At 45.0% G+C, this 18,488-nt stretch carries 16 protein-coding genes and 1 tRNA gene; 6 read left to right on the forward strand and 11 right to left on the reverse strand.

Annotated features, from left to right (window positions below; genetic code table 11):
• Positions 1-16: 16 nt before the first annotated feature.
• Positions 17-2,071, forward strand: a complete 2,055-nt coding sequence (locus tag F0265_RS13110; protein ID WP_171749220.1) for an ATP-binding protein — start codon at positions 17-19, stop codon at positions 2,069-2,071.
• A 61-nt stretch (positions 2,072-2,132) separates the two neighbouring features.
• On the opposite strand, the gene F0265_RS13115 is transcribed toward F0265_RS13110, so the two are convergent.
• The 4 genes from F0265_RS13115 to nrtS form a co-directional block, all read right to left on the reverse strand.
• Positions 2,133-2,882 (reverse strand): antibiotic biosynthesis monooxygenase, encoded by a 750-nt coding sequence (locus F0265_RS13115; protein WP_171749221.1) that lies wholly within the window; start codon positions 2,880-2,882, stop codon positions 2,133-2,135.
• A gap of 170 nt (positions 2,883-3,052) precedes the next feature.
• Positions 3,053-3,772: an EAL domain-containing protein gene (locus F0265_RS13120; RefSeq protein WP_171749222.1), complete on the reverse strand. Its 720-nt coding sequence runs from the start codon at positions 3,770-3,772 to the stop codon at positions 3,053-3,055.
• Positions 3,773-3,809: 37 nt separating this feature from the next.
• Positions 3,810-4,739, reverse strand: coding sequence for a methyl-accepting chemotaxis protein (locus F0265_RS13125; RefSeq protein WP_171749223.1), 930 nt, complete (start codon positions 4,737-4,739; stop codon positions 3,810-3,812).
• Positions 4,736-4,981, reverse strand: a complete 246-nt coding sequence (nrtS, locus tag F0265_RS13130; RefSeq protein WP_171749480.1) for a nitrate/nitrite transporter NrtS — start codon at positions 4,979-4,981, stop codon at positions 4,736-4,738. The genes F0265_RS13125 and nrtS overlap by 4 nt, the downstream gene beginning before the upstream one ends.
• A 425-nt stretch (positions 4,982-5,406) precedes the next feature.
• Here nrtS and F0265_RS13135 point away from each other — a divergent pair, with 425 nt between their 5' ends.
• Complete coding sequence (locus F0265_RS13135; RefSeq protein ID WP_171749224.1) at positions 5,407-7,320, forward strand: methyl-accepting chemotaxis protein; 1,914 nt, start codon at positions 5,407-5,409, stop codon at positions 7,318-7,320.
• A 158-nt stretch (positions 7,321-7,478) separates the two neighbouring features.
• Here the strand turns inward: F0265_RS13135 and F0265_RS13140 are convergent.
• From F0265_RS13140 to F0265_RS13150, 3 genes are all read right to left on the reverse strand, one after another.
• Positions 7,479-7,555, reverse strand: a tRNA-Pro gene (locus F0265_RS13140).
• A gap of 53 nt (positions 7,556-7,608) precedes the next feature.
• Positions 7,609-9,414, reverse strand: a complete 1,806-nt coding sequence (locus F0265_RS13145; protein ID WP_171749225.1) for a DUF3413 domain-containing protein — start codon at positions 9,412-9,414, stop codon at positions 7,609-7,611.
• Positions 9,415-9,441: 27 nt separating this feature from the next.
• A complete protein-coding gene (locus tag F0265_RS13150) occupies positions 9,442-9,666 on the reverse strand; it encodes a YejL family protein (protein WP_006962962.1) in 225 nt (74 codons plus the stop codon).
• 85 nt (positions 9,667-9,751) lie between these two features.
• On the opposite strand from F0265_RS13150, the gene yejK reads away from it, so the two are divergent.
• Together yejK and F0265_RS13160 are read left to right on the forward strand one after the other, a co-directional pair.
• A complete protein-coding gene (gene yejK, locus F0265_RS13155) occupies positions 9,752-10,753 on the forward strand; it encodes a nucleoid-associated protein YejK (RefSeq protein WP_006962961.1) in 1,002 nt (333 codons plus the stop codon).
• A 109-nt stretch (positions 10,754-10,862) separates the two neighbouring features.
• Positions 10,863-12,095 carry an Hpt domain-containing protein gene (locus F0265_RS13160; protein ID WP_171749226.1) on the forward strand — a complete coding sequence of 411 codons (1,233 nt, stop codon included), beginning with the start codon at positions 10,863-10,865 and terminating at the stop codon, positions 12,093-12,095.
• A gap of 60 nt (positions 12,096-12,155) precedes the next feature.
• Here F0265_RS13160 and F0265_RS13165 read toward each other — a convergent pair whose 3' ends face one another.
• Entirely contained in the window at positions 12,156-12,680 is a 525-nt protein-coding gene (locus F0265_RS13165) for a class I SAM-dependent methyltransferase (protein WP_345775869.1), read from the reverse strand.
• Positions 12,681-12,975: 295 nt separating this feature from the next.
• Here F0265_RS13165 and F0265_RS13170 point away from each other — a divergent pair, with 295 nt between their 5' ends.
• Positions 12,976-13,404, forward strand: a complete 429-nt coding sequence (locus F0265_RS13170; protein ID WP_171749228.1) for a VOC family protein — start codon at positions 12,976-12,978, stop codon at positions 13,402-13,404.
• A gap of 47 nt (positions 13,405-13,451) precedes the next feature.
• Here F0265_RS13170 and nhaC read toward each other — a convergent pair whose 3' ends face one another.
• Entirely contained in the window at positions 13,452-14,885 is a 1,434-nt protein-coding gene (nhaC, locus tag F0265_RS13175) for a Na+/H+ antiporter NhaC (protein WP_171749229.1), read from the reverse strand.
• Positions 14,886-15,333: 448 nt separating this feature from the next.
• Between nhaC and asd the strand changes: the two genes are divergently transcribed.
• Positions 15,334-16,449 (forward strand): aspartate-semialdehyde dehydrogenase, encoded by a 1,116-nt coding sequence (asd, locus tag F0265_RS13180; protein WP_171749230.1) that lies wholly within the window; start codon positions 15,334-15,336, stop codon positions 16,447-16,449.
• Between the two features lie 96 nt (positions 16,450-16,545).
• On the opposite strand, the gene F0265_RS13185 is transcribed toward asd, so the two are convergent.
• The gene (locus F0265_RS13185) at positions 16,546-17,388 is read right to left on the reverse strand and encodes an ion transporter (protein ID WP_171749231.1); all 843 of its coding nucleotides are present in this window, start codon (positions 17,386-17,388) and stop codon (positions 16,546-16,548) included.
• 51 nt (positions 17,389-17,439) lie between these two features.
• Positions 17,440-18,078: a YchE family NAAT transporter gene (locus F0265_RS13190; protein WP_171749232.1), complete on the reverse strand. Its 639-nt coding sequence runs from the start codon at positions 18,076-18,078 to the stop codon at positions 17,440-17,442.
• Positions 18,079-18,488: the final 410 nt, after the last annotated feature.

Here is an 18,488-nt window from a genome sequence, read left to right on the forward strand (position 1 = left end):
AAAGGATGAAATTGCTATGGTGGCTCCACAACGATATGGCTTGTTTGCCGTTGCCCTTTTGCTGATAGGCTTGATTCAGGTCGTGAGTGAAGAAGTGGTTAAGCAGTGGAAACTGGAAAGCAAACAACGTCACGCAGAAGAGCGTTTTCTCGGTTATATCGAAGAAGTTCGCCGCACATTACGTCGTTTTGACTACTTGCCTTTCTTAGTCACTAAAGATGAAGCGAGTGTGCGTTTTTTACGTGGTGAGCAACAGCTTTATCGAAAGATTCAGCAGCAACTGCTCCAGCTGGACAAGGCGGCTAACACCAGAGGTTGGTATGTACTTACCGACAAAGGCACGCTTAAGATTTCAAGTGTTCAATCTAGGCAGCTCGCTGGTGACAGCGCCAAGGAGATCGCGGCCAAAATTCAGCAACATCGTGGCGTGATTTCTCATGTGACCACCCGCCCAAACAGCTCGGATTATTTTATTGCCGCCCCCCTGTACGATGGCGTGACTATCATCGGTATTATCGCGGTCCAGATAGATCTGACTCTTCTAATCGATCAATGGTTTTCACAAGGGGAGGCGATTTTGGCGCACCATCCTGATAGCCAGTTTTTTCTCTCCAGTAACCCTTTCTTTTCATCCACTTGGTTTAATCAGCACTTCGATAGTGGGGAAATGATGGAGTATCGTACCCTGTATGATGGAACGCGTGTTGAAACCTGGCAATTAAAGGAAAAAAGATATTTAGTGCAGTCGGTTACCTTAGATGATCTCAATTGGAGACTGGTGTACCTCACTCCTTTGCAGTCGATGTTACGCACTACACGCTGGATTAGCGCGAGTGTTGTGGTTGGGTGTTTGATCATCATGCTACTGATGGTGATCAGATATCAACGACATCAGAAAGTGCGTAGCCAACAACGTATACAAAAGCTGGTGGAGGCTTCTGAGAAAAGGCTGAATGTGATGCTCAGTAAAACTCATGTCGGGTTGATATTGATTGATGAAAGTGGCCATATCCAAGACATTAACCCGATGGCGAAGAAGTATTTTAGCTTGTCAGATTCGATGACTCGTCATATCAAGGTATGGCAGTTGTTTGACAGCAGCCGTTCGGATTCACCCACGTTAGAACTGCTAAGAAACTTCGATAAGCACACCTATTTGGCTGAAATGACGGAAGTAGAAATTTTAGGTCAGCGCAGCGACGGTAGCTGTTTTCCCGTGATGCTCTCACTCAGCGCCTTACCTTGGCATGAAAGGGGCTATTACCTGTGTACTGTGATTGATATTAGCAAGCGAAAACGCGCTGAAATGGCTTTGAAACAGTCAAACCAGATGTTGCAGGTGCGAGTTGAAGAGCGGACGAAAGCACTCGACAATGCTCAGCAAGAGTTGATTGAGTCGAGCAAAATGGTCGCGCTTGGAAGAATGTCCAGTGCCATTGTGCATGAACTTAATCAACCACTGACAGGGCTCAGAACGCTATTTTCGAGTAACCAATTGTTGCTTGAGAGAGGTGAAACAGAGTTACTGAAAGACAATATGTCATTGGCAATGACGTTATTTGAACGTATGGCGTTGATGACGCGTCAGCTCAAGTCGTTTGCATTTCAGCGACTTGAGGCTCCACAGCCTGTGTCACTCAAGGAAGCGTTAGATGAAGTGCTGCAAGTTCATCAAGCGCGCTTGGACAAGGTGGACTTCGAACTTCGTACCGAGAGCGGAGAGCTGATTGTGCTTGGCGAAGAGGCTAGGCTGCGCCACGTACTAGGAAACTTGGTTGGCAATGCTCTGGATGCCATGGTGGATACTAACTTTCCTCAACTAGACATTGAGGTGAAATGCTCATCGAGTGAAGTAGAAATCAGAATCATCGACAACGGCTGTGGTGTGGAACAAGATAACCTAGAGCGCATGTTTGAGCCTTTCTACACCAGCAAAAAAATCGGTGAAGGACTGGGGCTTGGATTAGCAATTGCAGCGAACAATGTCCGTGACATGCAGGGAAGGTTAACTGGGATAAACAATGCCACAAGCGGGATGACGTTTACGCTGGTTTTACGAAAAGTTTGCTGACTGGAGGGGTAATACCAAGCCTGCTCAGTCAGCAGGCTTGTTGAAGGTGTGGTCTCGTTGATCAGCGTTGGAGCAACTCAATGACTTGGTAAGTTTGGATACCTGCGAGTACGCCTTGCTCCCAACCCCCTTCCACCAGAGTTGAGGCATGTTGTTTCATCGCAGCAGCAACGCCACCATTAAAGTGCGCATCAACTCCAGCTTGATCAGCGAAGAAGTCTACGATGCCGAAGCGATCATCGCCAAAATGTAAGGCAAACCAATGGAGTGTGCCGGGTTCTTGCGTTGTTACGATATGAGCGCCTTGCTTGAGTAATTCCGCGAGCTTTTGTTCTTGACCTGGCTTTGCCTTCAAGGGGATAAAAGTGGCAATCTTGATACTTTCCTGCCTATTTTTGCCGACTTTTGAAGCAATAATATCGGCATTGTGGATGTTAGGTAGCACACCGTCGTTCCATCCACCTTTAACTAGTGTCGCAGCACTTTCACTCAGTGCTTTCGGAATTTTCCCAGCGAAATGCGCATCCTGAGCGGCTTGAGAGCCAAAGGCGTCGAAGATGACAAAGGTGTTTTTATCTTCGGTTTGAAGTGCAGACCAGAACAGTGTGTCAGGTTCGTTGTCCTTAACAAGCTGTGCACCAACCGAAAGGAAGTCAGCAAGGGCGGTGTTTTGTCCCTTTTGAGCTGTAAGCTCGATAACACTTGCTCTTGTATGAGTGTGTTCCGTGGTTGCAGCGTTTGCTCCCATGGTTACTGCTAGAATCGAAAGGGCAGAGCAAACACGGCTGATTGTATTGAGTGGTTTTAACATTTGATAGACCTCTTCAAGTTAGGTGGATTTGTTCGACTTGAAGCAAAGTATACTTGTCAGTATTTTTGGATAAATGCAGTCAAAACTGATTTATAGTCTCAACTAACAGAACAATAAGAACAAGAAAACCCCAAGGATACATCTTTTGTTGATAGTTGGAGTTTGGCTCTTCAGATGAGTGGCTGTGGCTTATCAAAAAGATAGCCTTGTGCGAGGTCGATGTTAAGCTGCTGCGCCATATCGAGTTGCGCTGGTTCTTCAATCCCCTCTGCCAAAACCGCGCCGCCGTAATCATGAACCGCTGTGACGACGGTTTTAATCTCATCAACCAGAGTAGAATCAAACGTAAGCCTGCTGACGATTTTGATGCACAGTTTAACCACCTCTGGCTTAACTTCATCGATCAGCGCCAAATCAAAGAATCCGCAGCCAACGTCGTCAAGCCAGAACTGATAGCCCCGCTTTCTCAATTGAGCCATTCGTTGTTTTATTGGCTGCCAGTCCTGTATCGGTAAGTGTTCGGTGAGCTCGATCTTAATTTTTTCGGCGAGCGGGTAGTGGCTGAGTATCTGAAATACGGCCTCATCTAACAATAAATTGGGAGCGAGGTTAACGGTGAAACACCCTCTCGGAGCGTGGGAAGCAATGTTTTCAAGATGAACGTCGAGGATGACAATTTCCAATTGCTTGCTGAGTTTCTGTGATTGAGCCGCAGCAAACAATTGATCGGGGCGATGCCACAAGGAGTCTGAAGGACCACGAACCAAAGCTTCATGTCCATAGATAGTTTGGTTCTTAAGATCTCTAATAGATTGAACATATGATGATAGTGAACGCTCACTTATGATGTCACTCAGTGAGACAGAAACACTCGTATCAATTTGATTCATGTGGCGCTTCTCCTTGTTTGCTCACACGCTAACGGCGTTAAGCACTTCCCTTCCGGTCTGTGTGACCACTCAGTTCCAAATAAGATAAAGAGTTGACGATTTGTTCCGCAAGTTCATGGTTATTACCTGAAAGGCTGATTGAGAGTTTGGTGTCTTCAACTAGGGCTTCCATGTTTTGTTTAACTGTATTGGAATCGGATAGCTGAGCTTCAATGGCATCCATGATGGTTTTGGAGGAAGTTTTACTTTCAAGCGACATATCCATCAGATTCTGCATTTTATGCATGGTGTCTTTGGTGACTTCTGAGCTGAGAATAATGACGTCCTCGACCTCTTTTTGTTTGTTGAAAATGCTGTCTGATATCTTCGAAATCGACGCCATTTCAGTATCAATACTCTCGGCGGACTGATTCGCCGTATTCGCTAACTGACGGACTTCGTCTGCTACTACCGCAAAACCACGACCGTGCTCCCCAGCTCTAGCGGCTTCAATCGCGGCATTAAGCGCTAACAGGTTCGTCTGTGCAGCGATGCCTTTGATGGAATCCACCAATTGGGTAACGTTCTTGTTGATTTCATCTAATGATTCAAGAAGGTCACTGAACTGACAGATTTTTTCCTTAGAAACCAGCACCTGCTCTTCCAAAACCTCTAGCTTATCGATGGTATTGGCGGCGGTTTCCGCTGTTTGGCTGGAATACTGGTGGCTCTCACAGGACAGTTTATTGATGCTTTCTGATTGCTCGATAAAGTGATTGACCAATTCGTAGCTTTGCTCAATAGATTCAGCGCGACTTCGTGACGCTTTATGGACATTGGCCGCATTGACGTGAATTTTCTTGGCATAGTCAGTGGGATCATTTTGTTTGAACAGAGAGTACTTTTCAGAGATTTTCTCCAGTTCTGCAAGATGGTTAGTTTGAACCTCGACAATATCCGGTGACGGTTTTTTAAAGGAAAATTTCATGATTGGGCAGCCTTTTTTCGAGATTGAAGCGTTGCAGAAACACTTGCTTGGGTCGACACACAAAATGGTACGCAGTAAGTCATTAAGATCTTGATGATCAGTGTTGCGTCAACGTTGCTAGAGAGCAGTTTGTCACCGTGATTGATGAACATAAGAATAGTGCCAACTATAAGAGAAACCTTTAGCGAGCGTTTTAGTATCGTGGGTTCGCCTGCGGTTTTAATGAACTGAGCTAGATACATCTGCAACCTCTGTTTGGATGAATTATTGTCCTGATGAATCATATACCTTGTTGAACGATCGTTCAAATTGATAGTAGTGATCAACGACAACTTACGCAAAGCTAATTGCTGCATATTCAATAGCTAAAGGTTCTATGTAGCGTTGAAATAGTTTGTCGAACTGACTGTTTGATATCGGTAATTGAAAGCCCTTAACCCTCATCAAGCTGACGACGGTATCGTGAAAGATGGAGGAACGATCAACGGTATTTTTTCAGGCTTAAATACGATTAAATTTTTGCTAACTATGAATACTTACAATGACTTAGGAAGGTGTTGTTAACTTTATTAATAGTGTGATCGGTATAAAAATTTGAGTGTAAATAAGGAGCATTATGCAATTACGATGATACATTCGTCGCAATTATGAAACAGTGGTAAAGGATATGAGTGTTTTAAACAGTTTTAAGGGCAGGATCGTTGCTGTTGTCATTCTCTTACTGACAACATCACTTACGGTTTCTAGCTTCCTTTCTTACAGGCAAATTTCTTCGTCTATTCACGAGCGAGTTAATGAATACTCGATGCTAAAAATCAGCACAACCAGCGATACGATCTTAACTTGGATTGACTCGATAAAGTCCGGGCTGGTGGCGAATGCGCCTGATTTTGTTCCAGACTACGACGATGACCAAATCTTATTGATGATCAGACAGATCGCAAACACCTCTCCTGCATCGGATATTCTGGTTGGCTACGAAGATGGTCGTTCTTATGGCAATAACAGTGGTAAGCGAGATTTAGCCAAGTATGACCCGCGTACACGTGACTGGTACCAACTTGCGAAGCGGAAGCGCGGTACGATTGTCACGGAAATCTACAGTGATGCTTTGACCAAGAGTCTGATGGTGAGTGTTGCAGAACCTTTTTACGCGCAAGGTCAGCTTAAAGGGGTCTTGCTGGCCGATATCGAATTGAGTTTATTGGATGAGCTGGTCAGAAAAGCGCCTTTCCCAGGTGCGATGATGGGTCTATATGACCACAACAGCCTGACAATTGCATCTAACGGCGAAGTAGATGTTCCCGGTGAAACGAAACTGTATGATTTTGCGGAATTAAATCCATTAACTGATGCCTTGTTGTCTCAGCCCACTGGGATGATGGATTACAGTTTAGGAGGCATTGAGAAGGTGGCTTTCTTCCAGACAATTCAATTGGATGAGAACAACAGCTGGCATTTGTTGGTCGGGGTGAACAAATCCATTGCTTATGCCCAAGTTGATGACGCACTGCAAAATTCACTCTACACAGCACTGGTGTTACTTGTTGTCGCTTTTATCATCTTGTTCGTCATTCTCAATTATGCCTATCGTCCAATTCTGGCGTTGAAGAGTACTGTCCTCGATTTGTCACAGGGGAATGGTGACTTAACACGTCGCCTTGAAGTCAAAACCGACGATGACTTAGGCCAGATAGCTCAGGCAGTGAATACCTTCATTGGTAACCTGCAGTCGATGATGCTGGAAGTGTCGAAATCGTCCAATCAAATTTCAGACAACATTGAGCTGTTAAAATCGCAGACCGACAGCAATGCTCAAGTGCTGACATCTCATGCGATGGAAACTACCCAAGTGGTAACGGCGATGAATGAAATGAGCTCAACAGCCGAAAGTGTTGCACAAAGTGCATCTCAAACCGCAGAATTTACACGCGTCACCAATGATGAAGCCGAGCAGTCGAAACTGGTCGTCGCCAGTGCCGTTCGCAGTGTTGCTGACTTGATCGATGAAGTTGAGTCGATGGCGAAAAGTATTCAAGCTATGAACGAAGATTCGCAGAAGATAGGCTCTGTGTTAATGGTGATCGGTGAGATTGCTGATCAAACCAATCTATTAGCACTGAACGCGGCGATTGAAGCGGCGCGAGCAGGTGAGCAAGGGCGTGGATTCGCAGTGGTTGCGGACGAGGTTCGCGCTTTGGCAGCCCGCACTCAACAAAGCACCTCTGAAATCAACAATATGCTGGATAACCTTAACGAGGGCACCAGAACGGTTGTTAAAGCGATGGATGACACTAAGCAGCGTTGTCAGGAAACCGCTGAGACGACAGAAAATGTCAATGAGAGTCTGGATCGTATGGTTAACTCTATCGTGCGTATAAATGATCTTGGACTTGAAATCGCGACAGCAGCAAGCCAGCAAAATGCAGTGACAGAAGAAGTCAGCCGCAATATGACGACGATTCAAAGCATGGTTGACGAGCTGACTAGTAATGGCTCACAAACGATGGACAGCACCACTGGCTTGGCTAACAACAACCAACAGCTTTCACAGATAGTCGGTCAGTTTAAACTGCGCTAGTACTGGTTAAGCCCAGTTCTATTATTCTAAAGCCGCCACTGAGGCGGCTTTTTTATTGTTAGCCTATGGTGAGTTGAGCTAACGAGGCGTAACACGATAAGGGATACAAATAGCCAAAAACAAAAAAGAGAGCCGAAGCTCTCTTTTTCTAGGTGTAATGGTCGGACTGACTGGATTTGAACCAGCGACCCCCGACACCCCATGACGGTGCGCTACCAAGCTGCGCTACAGTCCGATGCCAATAATCTAACCATAATTTACGACGAGGTCAATTACTAAGGCTCTGATTTAGTTACTTTTTACGTAAAAACGCTGTAGCTCTGTCAGACCTTGCATTAAAACTGGCAATGTCGGGTTTTCGTCTTTTAGACGCTGGTAATTACTGTCGTACAATTTGTAGTTACCAAACTTATCGATCACTGTGGTGTCTTTATTTGTGATTAATGCCAGCTCTCTTGTGTCGCCTGCAAGTATCCACTTTCTAGAGCGTTCATCAAACAGGTTTTGACCGCTGCTGAAATCTGATGGGTTAGAAGATACACCCAGCAGGTCTTGCAGAAGAGTCACAGATAAATCAAGGTGGCTAGTGCGGTGATCGTATTTTCCGGCAACTTTGCCTGGCCAGTGGATAATCATTGGCACTTCAAGTTGGTAACGGCTGTAGTTACTGTTTGAGCCCCAGCTATTGGTCTTAGTTTCGTTAAACTCAGTACCGTGGTTTGACGTGATGACAACAACTGTTGAGTCACCAATATCCAGTTCTTTGATCTTCTCGAACAGCACGCCTAGTTCTTCATCGGCGTTGTTCACAGACGTGTGGTAGCCCTGTTTCAAGGTTTCTAACGTAGACGTGTTGTCGCCTGCGTCGTTATAGGCGCTAAAGTTATCGACTGTCGTGAGTTCAATAAAGCTAAACCAAGGTTGCTTCTTCTGCTGAGACACCCACGTTGCCCAAGCATTAATGGCTTGAGTATCAGGCGATGTGCTGTCATTAAAGGCAATACCAGTAAAGTTCAGACCACGGAAGACGGTTTCACCATAAAGCGTATCGTCGAAGTTATCGCCACTGAACAGGCCAAAATTGTAGTCTTTATCGAGCAGAGTATCGAGCAAAATTGGACGAGAACCCTGAGTTTTGATGCTGCTGACATAGCTACTTGGCAGGCCATAGAACAAACCAAATACACCAAAAGTATCGTTGCTCGAACTGTAGTGATTCGCAAAGTTGAGGTTTTGTGAGGCAAACTCGGCTGCATTTGGCATCAACTGAGGCGTCAGGACATCACCACGTAGGTTATTGACGCTGACAACCAGAACATTGAGTGGGTTCGCTCGACGGTTGAATTCAAGCTTTTCAAGAGGGTAGCGAACCAAATCTGTGTTAGCTTCACTCTCTTTCAGACGTTGAAGGTATTCTTCTCTATCCAATAAACCATGACGCTCCATAAAGGACTTCGCCGTCATTGGGTACGAAAGAGGGAAGTTGGCTTTTTGCGCCGTAATTGGGTTGTAGAAATAAGCATCAGCCCAGACGTAAATCAAATGGCTGGTAATAAAGCTGACAAAGAATAACGCGGCGATTGGACGACCGACATGTTTGTGAGACAGACGACGTTGCTTACGCCACACCCACTCTGATAGCGCCAGTTGCAATAGGAATATCAGTGGAAGTACAACAAACAGGTGCTGTAGATCTATGCTGATCGAACTGCCTTCCTCACTGAACAACACTTCCCACACAACAGGCGTGAGGTGGAGGTTAATTTTTTGATAGGCTTGAGTATCAATCAGAAGCACCGTCAATCCGACGGTGGCAAAGCAAACCGCCACTAAGCGAAACAGCTTGCGTGACGGTATCAAGAAGGTTAGCGGAAACAGAACCAGCAGGTAGAGTGCAAAAACGAGGAAACCGAAATGCCCAACCCAAGAAACGGCCAGGTAGAATTGTCCTAAAAGGGTGTCGGGCCAGGGAGACTGAGTGATATAACGGGTACCAATTAACATGGCCGCTATGATGTTGAAAAAGGCAAACCAATGCCCCCAACCCACTAAACGCGATACGCGCTCGCCGTATGTATTTCCGTTATCTACCATGTATTGTTCTATTGTCCGTTTATTTTTCTAGTGAGTGTTTTCTTCAATAGAAGACAACAGCGCCTGAGCAAATTTTTCAGCAAGTGCTTTACGTTGTGAAGCATTAACGTTTTGATTTAAGACATTGGTAGCGATATTTCCCGCAATCATCAAAGATAATTCAGGACCCGCACCGTGTTTGTCTAACACTGCAGCCACTTCTGATAGAATAGCTTCAACTTTGTCGTCGCTGTATTTAGATGTAATCGGCATAAAGACTCTAATGGTGATAGTAAAGCGGCTTATGATAACCTACAATGCGTCGCAACTGAAACCTACACGACGATAAAAATTCATCATGAGTCTTCATCTTTCAAACGTTATCTTACACCAGCTACGAAAAAACGATTCAGACGAACTTGTTGTTAACTTCCGAGCTGACTCTCTGGCTAATGACGCATCGACTGAAAACCTAGTGGCTGAGCTTCATCGTGTCTTTAATTCTAAAGCTGGCAAAGGGTTTGGCTCATTCAAATCTGACAGCGAATTCCAGAACTGGTTGCATGAACTTCGTAAAGGTGAGAGAAGTTTCTATGATTTCTCACAAGAAAGTGCAAACCGTCTGAAAGATGAGTTAAGTAAGTACCCGTTTGCTGATGAAGGTATTCTGGTCATTGCAGAGTATCAGTCTCTGGCGACAGATTACCTGTTTGTTGCCATCATTCCTTCAAATGAAAGCCTAAAAGTGACAGAAGGTCTCGAAATTAGTGCGACCGATTATCTTGACCTGAGCAAAATGGATATCGCAGCGCGTATCGACCTGACCAGTTACGAGACGGACAAAGAGTCAAATCGCTACCTTGCCTATATTAAAGGTCGAGTAGGGCGCAAAGTCGCTGACTTTTTCCTTGATTTCTTGCAGGCCGAAGTTGGGCTGGATACCAAGCAACAGAACCAAGTTCTGATGCAGGCGGTTGAAGACTTTTGTACAGACTCTAAGTTAGAGAAAGATGAAGCCATCAGTTACAAAAAGCAGGTCGCGGACTACTGTAACGAGCAGATCAAAAGTGGTGATGAAGTTCAGGTTCGTGAGCTATCGGGTGAGTTGCCTCCTTCTCAAGATGGCACTAGCTTCCTTGATTACACTCAGGAGCAAGGCTACGAGTTAGAAGAGAGCTTCCCTGGTGACAGAACAGCTGTACGCAAACTGACTAAATATGTTGGTGCAGGCGGTGGCTTAACGATTAACTTTGATAGCCTGTTGCTTGGCGAGCGTATTTTCTATGATCCGGAAACCGACACCCTGACGATCAAAGGTACGCCACCAAACCTACGTGATCAGTTAACACGTAACCGCTAATTCCTCACTAAATCAGGACTAAGTCGAAGAAATATGCACTTAGTCCTACTAATCTTAAACTTTGCGTATATGCTTGTAATTATGGAATTTATTCAAATACGAGCATGACATGGAACGCAAAGCGCTCAAGCTGAGCTGGCTGATTATTGTTGTCTGGATGATAGGGACAACGGTCTTGTCTTTGAGCTATCGCTCAAACATAGCGACAATGAGTCAGGTTGGGGAATTGAGTAATAGCATAGATGAACTCAAGTATTCTTTGTTTCAGGAGCCTGCCTACAGGGCTGAGTTGACGGATGACCAGTCTCTCAACTTACAGCTTATCTACGCCCTGCGCCTCCAAATAGAAGCGACTTACGAGCAGAGCTGGCTGACGCCAGATATCAACCAACTGCTTTACACCACTGATCGATTTATAGAGCAGACCAAAGTTTTCCTTGATAACGAACTCGCCTTAATTTCATTGGTGGATCAAGTTCAGTTTGTTCGCGCAAAATACCAAGATAACAAGGACTTGATGGCACATTATTATCACTTGAGTGCGAATGTCTTAGAAGCCTTGTTCAGTTCCAACAAATCTAATCCTCAGGTATTCCGTGAGCTTGATCAGCTGTACGTGGAATCTGAAGCGCTTCCAGCGCTGCAAAAGCAAGACCTTCAGCAGTTGTTGTCACAAACGTCAGCTGTGTTGGGTGGCTATGCGCAAGGAAGCTATGTCATCGAAAAAATGATGACACATACCATCCACACGCAAATCAATGTCGTAGAAATGCAATACCAGTCACAGCAGCGTAACCTTGTCATTATCGGTGTCATCTTTAGTGGGGTTTGTTTGCTAGCGATGATACTTATTGTTTATCGATTTACAGGAGTCCAACGTATGGTTGAACGTTCAGAAAAAGTTGCAGACAACTCTCATAGAGAAGTTCAATCTATAGTTGAAACAACTAAAGAATCGGCGCCCTTAGTTACCGGTGTGGCCGCATTGGATGATGGGCCAGAAATTGATTTGGATGGGATGCTGGAATCGTTAGGTAATGATTACGAATCAGTTTGTATGCTGCTACAGGTATTTGTTGATGATCATACTGGTGATGCTGAGAGTATCATTAAGTTACTTAATGAATCCCCAGAAGAGGCGCTGCGCAAGGCTCACAGCCTAAAGGGAGTGGGCGGTAATTTAGGAGCACTAAAGCTTCGTGAATCAGCAGGTAAGGTCGAGCAGGCGATCAAAGATGACATCAATTCTGTTGCCGATCTGCTTGATGAACTGAAAGTACGTTTAGATAAAGCCATTCTCGAAGCGCAGACGTTTCTTAAGGAACAAAATGCCAACGGTTGATTGGTCCACAGTTAGCTTAAGTTGCGTATAACCAAAACAGAGAGCCCAGTGCTCTCTGTTTTATTTTCTAAGTACCAGAGTAAAGTCAGCTTCAGAGTAGTCGTCAATCAAAGTGACATTAGGTGTCACTGTTTGGCAAAACTGCAACACCTCAAGCTTGTCATAGGCTTGCAATACCTCTTGTTCAGGAAAAGCTTCAATATTGAGAAGATTAAAGACGGTCACTTCTCTGCAAGCAGAGTACATACGTATGACCATCTCATTCAGGTAGTCTGGGTTTTTCGTTCGGTAATTCAGTGAGCCACTGGCGACGATGATGTCCATCTCCGGCAAAGTGGTTTGACTGATGTCGCCGAACTGAAATCGACATTGTGGTGAGCCTATCCTTTTTCTGGCTTGGCGGAGAAATGACCAGTGCTGATCGAGACCGAGATAAAACCCAGGACGTTGACGCTCTGACAGATAGTCATACAACTCTCCCAGCCCACAACCGAGATCCAAAACGCGCTTACCTTTGAAATCAACGTTTCGGGCCATAGTCTCAAAGCGCATTTGTTGCTCTTCGTGGCTGGACCAGCCTTGCACCTTATGGCTCGTTCCTTTCCAGCGCCGAACTCTTTCTTTATGGAATAGGTAGATTTTCAAGCGATCGATGAGGTGCATAATGGTCGGAAAACAAAGAGTGATAGGTCCAGATTACCCGTTTTCAGTGTTGGCGCAAGCGAGTATTTTCTCTGTCTTCTTCCAATCGAATTAAACTTAAAAAAGTGCTTTACCTAAAGTTAACTTGAGGAATTAGAGTTAAATCAGTGGAGACAAGATTAGGCGATAAGGCGCTGATTCTTATATTAACTATCTATTTACTCAAAAGGACTGAATTATGAAAAGCTACGTTGAGCATGCAAATATTGGTGTTGTTAATCCAAGTAAAACGGTGAAATTTCTCACTACCGCTTTGCCTGAATGGTGGATCCGTGGTGGAGGTGAGTACGAGAACGCTCAGGGTGAGACTATTCAATGGTGTCACGTTGGCGATGAAAACTCTTACATAGCACTTTCTTCTACAGGAAAGGGAGAGGCACCGGATTGGCAAACGCGCTTCACCGGGGTTAGGCATGTTGGAATCGTGGTTACCGATCTAGATGCGATGGAAGCAAGATTAGCTAAGCAAGGTTACTTTGTTGATCATCGAGGAGACGAACACCCTCATCGCAAGAACGCCTATTATATGGATGATCACAATCTGCAATTTGAGTTCATTGAATACCTATCAGAGCGTTCTGACCAGAAGAATGATTACTCCTTATAGAGTCAATAAAAAAGCGCCGTTTAGGCGCTTTTTTTTTGGTTTATCTGTTAAGCGGTTTGTTTGCTTAACTCTGGGCTTTCTTCTGTGTTTGCAGGAGCAGTCGGTTCACACTTATCGACAAACCAGCCCATGTACGAGGTAATAATCGTCACCAAAATACACACAAAGCTTAGCCACATAAATGGCGCGTATGAAAGCGTGGCAACACCTAAGATGCTTGCCATATAGATACCGTTGTCGCTCCACGGGACCATGCCTGATGTCAGCGTACCGCCGAATTCGGCATTTCGTGACAGGTTCTTACGCTTGTAGCCAAGACGATCGTAGTTTTTCGCACAGATCTTCGGAGTAAGGATCAGGGAAACATACATCGCTGAGCCAAACACGTTGCCGAGGAAAGCGGTACCAATCGTACTGGTTGCCAGTGAACCTGAGCTCTGGACACGACGCTCAAACAGCTTGGCGATGGTTTCCAATACGCCGACTTTATCCAATAGACCACCAAAGCCCAGACCAAAGACGATCACAGCGACAGAACCTAGCATAGAAGACATACCGCCACGGTTGAGAATAGAGTCGATAAACCCAACGCCAGACTCGATATGGAACGGAGCCCATGCGGTGTTAAATGCCTGAAGGAAGTCAACATCTTGAATCATCACTGCCCAGATAATCCCCAGTAGTGAACCAAAGCTGATCACTGGGAAAGACGGCATACGCATCGCTAACAGACCAAGGACGATCATGACAGGGACAAACGAGTATGGCGTGATGTAGAACTGACTCTCCATAGCATCGATCACTGACTGCACTTGTGTCATGTCAACATTGCCTGCGTAGTGGAAGCCAAATGCAGTAAACATGATGCCAGTGATGATGTAACTGATCAGAGCGATTGGTAACATGCCCTTGATGTGCTCAACGACTTCAACGTTAGACATTGATGATGCCAAAATCACGGAATCCGAAAGTGGAGACATTTTATCGCCAAAGTAACAACCTGACAGGACAGCACCTGCTGTAATTGGTGCAGGTACACCTAGACCTTGGCCGATACCCATCATGGCAATACCAGCAGTACCCGCTGCGCCCCACGATGTCCCTGTTGCAAGCGCGGTCAGAGAACAGATGATCATGGTTGCCAACAGGAAGATAGACGGATGAATCGCTTTTAGACCGTAGTAAATGATGGTCGGAACAATACCACCTGAAATCCAGGTGCCGACCAAAGCGCCGACCGCAAGAAGAATTAAAACAGCACCTAGACCATTAGAAATGCCATTAAGTGCTGCTTTTTCTAAATCTTTATATTGGTGGCCGAGGCGAACACCAAGAATCATGATGACAAACCAGCCTATGTAGAGAGCCAGCTGAATAGGCAAATCCAATTGGGCTGTGAAAGAGAAAGCCATTAGCAAAAACAAACCAAGCGCAACGATAACTTGCATCAGACTTGGTAAACGGGGAGTGAGTTGCGTCATGCAGAGCCTCTTATATGTGTTATATGCCATATGCTCCTATGTGTATGGGGAAGGAACATATAGAGAGTGTTTACTCATTTGGGTACTCGATGCACTTTACATGACTCAGAATAATATTTCGAACAAATACAACTCCGATGTGATTTAAATCTATTGATGTATTTATTGGTAGTTAAATATATTAAATTTGGTTAAATTTAATGGTTTGAAATGAGTTGTTTTGTGAATAGTTTGTAGCACGAAAATATCTCTTGTGTACATTAAATCGTATGTTTTGTTGTAATTCGGGATGGGTGAGCAAAGAAGAGGCAAAAAGCCATTTGGAGGAGATATTTAAAAAAAGGATGCAAAAGTTACAGAAATAAGTGAATTTTTCCTTGAGATTTTGTTGGGAAAATTGAAATATTGAGGAATTCCTTTTTTAAATATTGTACACGGAGAGTTGAGAATGAGAGTAGGTTTAGTCGGTTGGCGTGGCATGGTAGGTTCGGTGCTTATGCAGCGTATGGTAGAAGAAAAAGACTTCGACCTTATTGAGCCGGTATTTTACAGCACTTCTCAGGTAGGTATCCCTGCTCCAAACCTTGGTAAAGAAGCAGGTCTCCTACAAGATGCATTTGACATCGAAAGTTTAAAACAGCTTGATGCAGTGGTTACCTGTCAAGGGGGTAGCTATACAGAGAAAGTCTACCCAGCACTTCGTCAAGCGGGCTGGAAAGGTTACTGGATTGATGCAGCATCCACGCTGCGTATGGCGCAAGACTCTATCATCACTCTTGACCCAGTTAACATGGCTCAGATTCAACAAGGCATCCATGGCGGCACCAATACGTTTGTTGGTGGTAACTGTACTGTGAGCTTGATGCTTATGGGCTTGGGTGGCCTGTTTGAAAAAGGCTTGGTTGAATGGACCAGTGCGATGACTTACCAAGCCGCATCTGGTGCGGGTGCGCAAAATATGCGTGAGCTGATCTCTCAAATGGGCGTTATCAACGACTCAGTAAGCTCAGAATTAGCAAACCCATCAAGCTCTATTCTTGATATCGATAAAAAAGTGGCTGACACCATGCGCAGCGGTTCATTCCCAGCGGACAAGTTCGGTGTACCTCTGGCAGGCTCTCTCATCCCATGGATCGATGTGAAGCGCGACAATGGTCAGAGTAAAGAAGAGTGGAAAGCGGGCGTTGAAGCGAACAAGATTCTTGGCTTCCAAGATGCGCCTGTTCCAATTGATGGTACTTGTGTACGTATCGGTGCGATGCGTTGTCACTCTCAAGCACTGACGATCAAACTTAAACAGAATGTACCGATGGATGAGATCGAAGAGATGATTGCTACCCATAATGATTGGGTGAAAGTGATTCCTAATGATCGCGACATCACAGCCGCAGAGCTAACGCCGGCGAAAGTGACGGGCACGCTGTCTATTCCTGTCGGTCGACTACGCAAGATGGCGATGGGTGATGACTTCCTCAATGCCTTTACTGTGGGTGACCAACTGCTATGGGGGGCGGCAGAGCCACTGCGTCGTACACTACGCATCATCCTTGCTGAGAAAGCGTAATTATCAAAGCGGGAATACCTTGAGGTTCCAGCTTGATGTAAATAGAAAGGGTTGACGTTTGACGTCAACCCTTTCTTTTGTTTAGTTGCCTAGCTTCTAATCTTCTTCGACGATTATCCTTTGGTCAGGATCGGCCAACTCACTCCCGCAATGTTTGCAATGCATAGCGTCTGATTCGTGGCCTGACTTTGAGCAGTTAGGGCATTTGACCAAAGACTTGTGGGTGCGCATTTCTTGATTGAGCTCGGCGGTGATGATACCAGTTGGTACGGCCAGTATAGAGTAACCAAGCAACATAGTGATGGATGCCACGGCTTTGCCCAAATTGGTTTGAGGAACAAGATCGCCATATCCGACCGTCGTGATGGTGACGATCGCCCAATAGATACTTTTAGGGATGCTGGTAAAGCCGTTTTTTGGCCCTTCAATGACAAAGATCAGTGCGCCAAAGATGGTGACAAGGATGGCGACCGTACTGAAGAAGATGAAAATCTTTCTTCTCGCCATGAGCAATGAACGCAACAGAATATTGGAGTCCTGCAGGTAACGCACCAACTTAAGTATGCGGAAGATTCGCATCACGCGCAGTAACCTGATGACACCCATGAATGACGCAGACGGGAAGAAAAAGGCTAGGTATGTTGGCAGAATGGCTAACAGATCGACGACACCATAGAAGCTTTTTGCATACGCCACGGGTTTTGGAGAACAATACAGGCGCAGCAGGTACTCAATGGTGAAGAGCGCGGTAAATGTGTATTCCAAGTAACGTAGTTCGGTTCGCCATTGGGAGGCAACCGCTGGAATGGATTCCAGAACCAGCACCAATAATGATGAAAGAATCGCAATAATTAATGCGATATCAAAGACACGACCGGCCTTCGTATGCGTGCCAAAAATAATGATATAGAGATGGTGTTTCAGGGATTTGCGTGGCATGACTGTGCTACCTTTTAATCGATAGCACTAATCATACCTGCAACATTCTTGTCAGGCTAATCCAGGGAATAAGTTACGTAAGCCATTGGCAATAAATTCAATGCCGAGTGCCCCCAAAATCAAGCCCATGATACGTGTGATGACGTTAATTCCTGTCTGACCAAGAAAACGCACAATCAGCGGCGCTGAACGGAATAGGAACCAAGAACAAAGGCAGAATAAGCTGACGGTAATAATGATACCGACGGTATCCATCATGGTCGGGTAACGTGCACCATAAACGATGGTTGAACTGATTGCACCGGGTCCGGCCATCAGTGGCATTGCCAAAGGAACCACGCCAATTTGTTCGCGGCTTACGTATTCCGACTTCTCTTGCTTGTTCTGCTTATCTTCACCTAACTTACCACTCATCATAGAAAAAGCGATGCTAAGTAGCAGTAAGCCACCGGCAACACGGAATGAATCCAGGGAAATACTGAACATGTCCAGCAGCATTTGCCCAGCTAACAAAGACACGATCAATATGACCGCAACCGCTAGGTTAGCGGTAGTGGCTGTCTTATGCTTTTCTTCCGCTGTCATATGGCCAGTTAAGGAAACAAATACGGGCATGATTCCGACAGGGTTAACAGCGGCGACCAAGCCTAGAAAGAACTGTAAAAAAATTGCGATTTCGAACGTTTGCATTGCGTTTGCCTACACAAAGTAAAGACCAGAACAGGATCACCAAAGTGATAGGCGGAATATAGTCGAAAATTTGCTGACTCACGAATGAAAAAATCTAAAGCTAATCTGAATTCATTACTGAGAAAATCTAATTCCTGACACAAATGTAAACACCAATAACAGACTTTGTTATGCGCAATATGTGTGCTGTTTCGTTTGATTGACACAAACGTTAACATTTGCACATTTTTGATAAAAAAAGTGGGAGATTATAGTGCCTCATCGGTCATTGGATATAAGCTTAGTGGCACATTAATAGTGGGGTATATGTAAGTTTGTAGCTAAATGATGAAACTTTTTTACAGTTTTCGAGAAACTCATAGTGCGAATTGCTGATTGAGAGAAAATTTACCTATCGAGAGGGTTTAAAT

It is taken from the genome of Vibrio sp. RE88, assembly GCF_013113835.1.
GTDB lineage: Bacteria > Pseudomonadota > Gammaproteobacteria > Enterobacterales > Vibrionaceae > Vibrio.